Annotated in this window: 1 protein-coding gene, 1 pseudogene and 1 CRISPR repeat array; the gene and the pseudogene both read right to left on the reverse strand. The window is 74.0% G+C overall.

The genetic code is table 11. From position 1 onward, the window contains the following. Positions 1 to 93 precede the first annotated feature (93 nt). Positions 94 to 3,739: direct repeats of the CRISPR family, unit length 29 nt; unit sequence GGGGCCATCCCCGCGGGTGCGGGGAGCAG. A gap of 93 nt (positions 3,740 to 3,832) precedes the next feature. Beyond that, positions 3,833 to 4,189 (reverse strand): type I-E CRISPR-associated endoribonuclease Cas2e, encoded by a 357-nt coding sequence (cas2e, locus tag ACGFU7_RS47535; protein ID WP_393705000.1) that lies wholly within the window; start codon positions 4,187 to 4,189, stop codon positions 3,833 to 3,835. After that, a pseudogene (locus tag ACGFU7_RS47540) lies at positions 4,186 to 4,461 on the reverse strand (type I-E CRISPR-associated endonuclease Cas1); the annotation flags it as partial. The pseudogene ACGFU7_RS47540 and the gene cas2e, both read right to left, overlap by 4 nt.

The following is a 4,461-nucleotide window of genomic DNA, read 5'->3' on the forward strand; positions in this document are numbered from 1 at the left end:
CAACGGCATTGTCATGGTTAACAAGGGGGGGGAAGTCATGCCGGGCCCGGAGGCCGGGAGCCCCATTGCGGAGCCAACGAAGACGGTAATGGGGGGGCCATCCCCGCGGGTGCGGGGAGCAGATCCGGTGCGTTCGGGTGAGCGCGACTGGTGAGGGGCCATCCCTGCGGATGCGGGGAGCAGCCGGTGGTCACCAGCCGCAGGAGCTCGTAGTCGGGGCCATCCCCGCGGGTGCGGGGAGCAGAGGGCGATCTTGCCGCCGGGACGGATGAGGATGGGGCCATCCCCGCGGGTGCGGGGAGCAGGAAGGCCAGTCGGCACCGTGGCAGCTGACCACGGGGCCATCCCCGCGGGTGCGGGGAGCAGGCCTCACGGATCGAGGCCACCTCCTACCGGCGGGGGCCATCCCCGCGGGTGCGGGGAGCAGGAGCCCGGCGCGGATCCGGCGGCGGCCGCCATGGGGCCATCCCCGCGGGTGCGGGGAGCAGCCCCCGGCCGTGGCCGGGCGGTGACCGTGTGACGGGCCATCCCCGCGGGTGCGGGGAGCAGCCGTCCGTTACGAAGCGTCCGATGACCCTGCTGGGGCCATCCCCGCGGGTGCGGGGAGCAGTGAATGCCCAGTCGTACATCACCAGCGGCTACGGGGCCATCCCCGCGGGTGCGGGGAGCAGCCCGACCCGCGGTTGCGGCTGGCCCTGGCCGAGGGGCCATCCCCGCGGGTGCGGGGAGCAGATTCCGGCCTGATCCCACCCGATGGTGTGGCGGGGGCCATCCCCGCGGGTGCGGGGAGCAGTTGCCCTGCCCGGACGGCTTGTTGGCCTGGGCGGGGCCATCCCCGCGGGTGCAAAAAGCAGACCCGCCGGATCGTCTACTCCATGCAGGAGCGGGGGCCATCCCCGCGGGTGCGGGGAGCAGTTGTGGGGGTGCACGTGCCGGACGTGGCGGCGGGGGCCATCCCCGCGGGTGCGGGGAGCAGCCCGACCCGCGGTTGCGGCTGGCCCTGGCCGAGGGGCCATCCCCGCGGGTGCGGGGAGCAGTGACATGTATCAGTCTGACACGTTGACGCAGAGGGGCCATCCCCGCGGGTGCGGGGAGCAGGTGGGGATTCGTGGCTTGTGCAGTGGTCGGTCGGGGCCATCCCCGCGGGTGCGGGGAGCAGTCCGGTGTCCAACCACCGGGGCGGCTCGCTTCGGGGCCATCCCCGCGGGTGCGGGGAGCAGGGCGACTGGGGCGAGGCGGGACAGCGGGCCATGGGGCCATCCCCGCGGGTGCGGGGAGCAGTCTCCGCGTGCGGAGGGTCTGCCTGCCGCGCGGGGGCCATCCCCGCGGGTGCGGGGAGCAGGCGATGCCCTGGCCGAGGCGTGGGCGACCGGCGGGGCCATCCCCGCGGGTGCGGGGAGCAGTAGTGACGGTCCGGGCCTCTTCCTCCGCCACCTGGTACGCGAACGGAGAAGGGGCCATCCCCGCGGGTGCGGGGAGCAGGCCTTGGGCGCCCTGTACGGCCCGCTGACGCGGGGGCCATCCCCGCGGGTGCGGGGAGCAGGCCGCGATCAGCGGGGCGTTCTCCTCGGTGCTGGGGCCATCCCCGCGGGTGCGGGGAGCAGGCCGCGATCAGCGGGGCGTTCTCCTCGGTGCTGGGGCCATCCCCGCGGGTGCGGGGAGCAGACCTTGCCTTGCCAGTCCTTGCGGCCCTTGGTGGGGCCATCCCCGCGGGTGCGGGGAGCAGCCTCGTTGGTGATCCGGCCGAACTGCTCGAACCGGGCCATCCCCGCGGGTGCGGGGAGCAGGTTGACGAGAGTGAGGCGTTCCTCGATGGACAGGGGCCATCCCCGCGGGTGCGGGGAGCAGTCGTGAACGAGTTGTCCTGTTGCGCACTGTCCGGGGCCATCCCCGCGGGTGCGGGGAGCAGCACCGCCGACGCCTGACCCTCCTCAAGGCCCTGGGGCCATCCCCGCGGGTGCGGGGAGCAGGTGGCCGCCCTCCTCCTCGCGCACGGCCGCCTGGGGCCATCCCCGCGGGTGCGGGGAGCAGTAGTAGGCCGGTAATGCATGAGCTACGGCCGTGGGGCCATCCCCGCGGGTGCGGGGAGCAGCCGCCGCACCGTCCCGCCCCGGCCGTACGCGTAGGGCCATCCCCGCGGGTGCGGGGAGCAGTCCTGGACGAGATGGTCCGGATGCTCGCCTCGGGGGCCATCCCCGCGGGTGCGGGGAGCAGCCTGCACGAATGCGGGACTGGCACGGAGCCGTGGGGCCATCCCCGCGGGTGCGGGGAGCAGGTGGTCCCAATTACGTTCTTCCACTGGTTCATGGGGCCATCCCCGCGGGTGCGGGGAGCAGACCATGGCGTCGGCGGCGTCGCGGACGGCCTGGGGGCCATCCCCGCGGGTGCGGGGAGCAGTGCCCCGTCACCGCCGCCGGGCCGCGCCGGTCGGGGCCATCCCCGCGGGTGCGGGGAGCAGCTGTCCTCCCTCCTCCTGGCCCACGGGCGCCTGGGGCCATCCCCGCGGGTGCGGGGAGCAGTCCCGCTCGCAGACCGCGAGTACGGATACACCGGGGCCATCCCCGCGGGTGCGGGGAGCAGTTCGCCTCCAGCTTGCGTTCGTACTGCTTGAAGGGGCCATCCCCGCGGGTGCGGGGAGCAGGCGACGGCCTGGCGGTCGTTGTACGGCACGGAGGGGCCATCCCCGCGGGTGCGGGGAGCAGTCCACAGACGTCTCTCCGTTTTGCTGTCGCAGGGGGCCATCCCCGCGGGTGCGGGGAGCAGGGACAGGTCTGCCCGTCGGCGCCGTCCTTACCGGGGCCATCCCCGCGGGTGCGGGGAGCAGGGGTGGTCGGGGTGTGGGGCGGAGCCCCGCTCCGGGCCATCCCCGCGGGTGCGGGGAGCAGCCGAGCCTCCACCTTGCTCGGCTCGTCGCAGCAGGGCCATCCCCGCGGGTGCGGGGAGCAGTGTCAGTTGTCGGGGGTCTCGGTGACGACGAGGGGGCCATCCCCGCGGGTGCGGGGAGCAGTGACGCATCGTCTCGGCGAGGCAGTGCTGGCCGGGGCCATCCCCGCGGGTGCGGGGAGCAGGTGAACGCCGCGCCGGCCTCCAACTGCCGGTCGGGGCCATCCCCGCGGGTGCGGGGAGCAGCGGGCGATGCGCTCCTCCGCGAAGTCGGGTGCGGGGCCATCCCCGCGGGTGCGGGGAGCAGCGCAGGCCCTTGCCGACTGAGACACCCCAACTGGGGCCATCCCCGCGGGTGCGGGGAGCAGCCCGTCGTCGTGAACTCCGGCTGGACCGGCGGGGGGCCATCCCCGCGGGTGCGGGGAGCAGATGACGGTGGCCGCCCTCCCCTCCAGCTCGGTGGGGCCATCCCCGCGGGTGCGGGGAGCAGATGACGGTGGCCGCCCTCCCCTCCAGCTCGGTGGGGCCATCCCCGCGGGTGCGGGGAGCAGCCTGTTGAGCAACCGCATGGGCAACCGGCTGGGGGGCCATCCCCGCGGGTGCGGGGAGCAGTGCCCGAGCCTCAGCAGCTCGGCCGCCGCCGCGGGGCCATCCCCGCGGGTGCGGGGAGCAGCCGTTGCGGCGGATCACGACGGTGTCGAACCCGGGGCCATCCCCGCGGGTGCGGGGAGCAGCCCGCCCCGCAAGCCCGGCCCCGTCCGTACCGGGGGCCATCCCCGCGGGTGCGGGGAGCAGCCCGGATCACCGGGCGGGGCTTCTTTCGGACCGGGGCCATCCCCGCGGGTGCGGGGAGCAGACTCCGCGACCTGCGGTTTTAGCGCGGGTGCGGGCCATTCTGAAGCACTTTCATAGATTCCGGCAAATCAACCAAACTGCTCATTCCCGGCGTTCATGTCCTTCCGAAGCGGCGCCGCTTGGAGGCTTTGCTCCAGCCCGTCTTCGGGCCTTCGCCGTCTCTCCGCGGTGCTGCCCCAGCGTTCGGGCGGCGGATCAGCGTCAGTCCCTCGTGGTCGACCGGGTGCCAGCTGTGGTCATGGGTCCGGAAGGTGAAGCCCTGCTCGTTGTTCGTCGTATGGGCGAGCAAGGCCCGGCCCTGGCCCGCGTACTGCTTAACCTCGTCCCACAGCACGTCGCGGATTCTCGCCGACGGGTTGCCGATGAAGACGCCCGCGGAGATCTCGAGCAGCCAGCGAGTGAGGAAGCCTCTCAGGCCGGCAGGGCAGTTGGTGAGGACGATCACGGTCACCAGAGCATCGCCTCGTCCTGGCCGCTGTCCCTGTCGCCGTAGTTGCGGCCCGCTGGAACCTTGCGGTCTCCGTCGCTCTGGAGCGTGACGACATCCTGGTCGCCGCCAACCGCGGAGCCTGCGTCGTCGTGCAGCAGGAGGCGTTTGATGTCGTCCACGCAGCGGTCCAGCAGCGATGTTTCGTTGATGCGGTCGCGCAGGGCTCTGCGGGTGCGGGAGGCTACGTCTTCTTCGTCCTCGCCGGCGACGTCGAAGGCCAGGGGGATGCCGAT

Origin of the sequence: Streptomyces sp. NPDC048473 (assembly GCF_043200155.1) — a bacterium.
Taxonomy (GTDB): Bacteria; Actinomycetota; Actinomycetes; order Streptomycetales; family Streptomycetaceae; genus Streptomyces.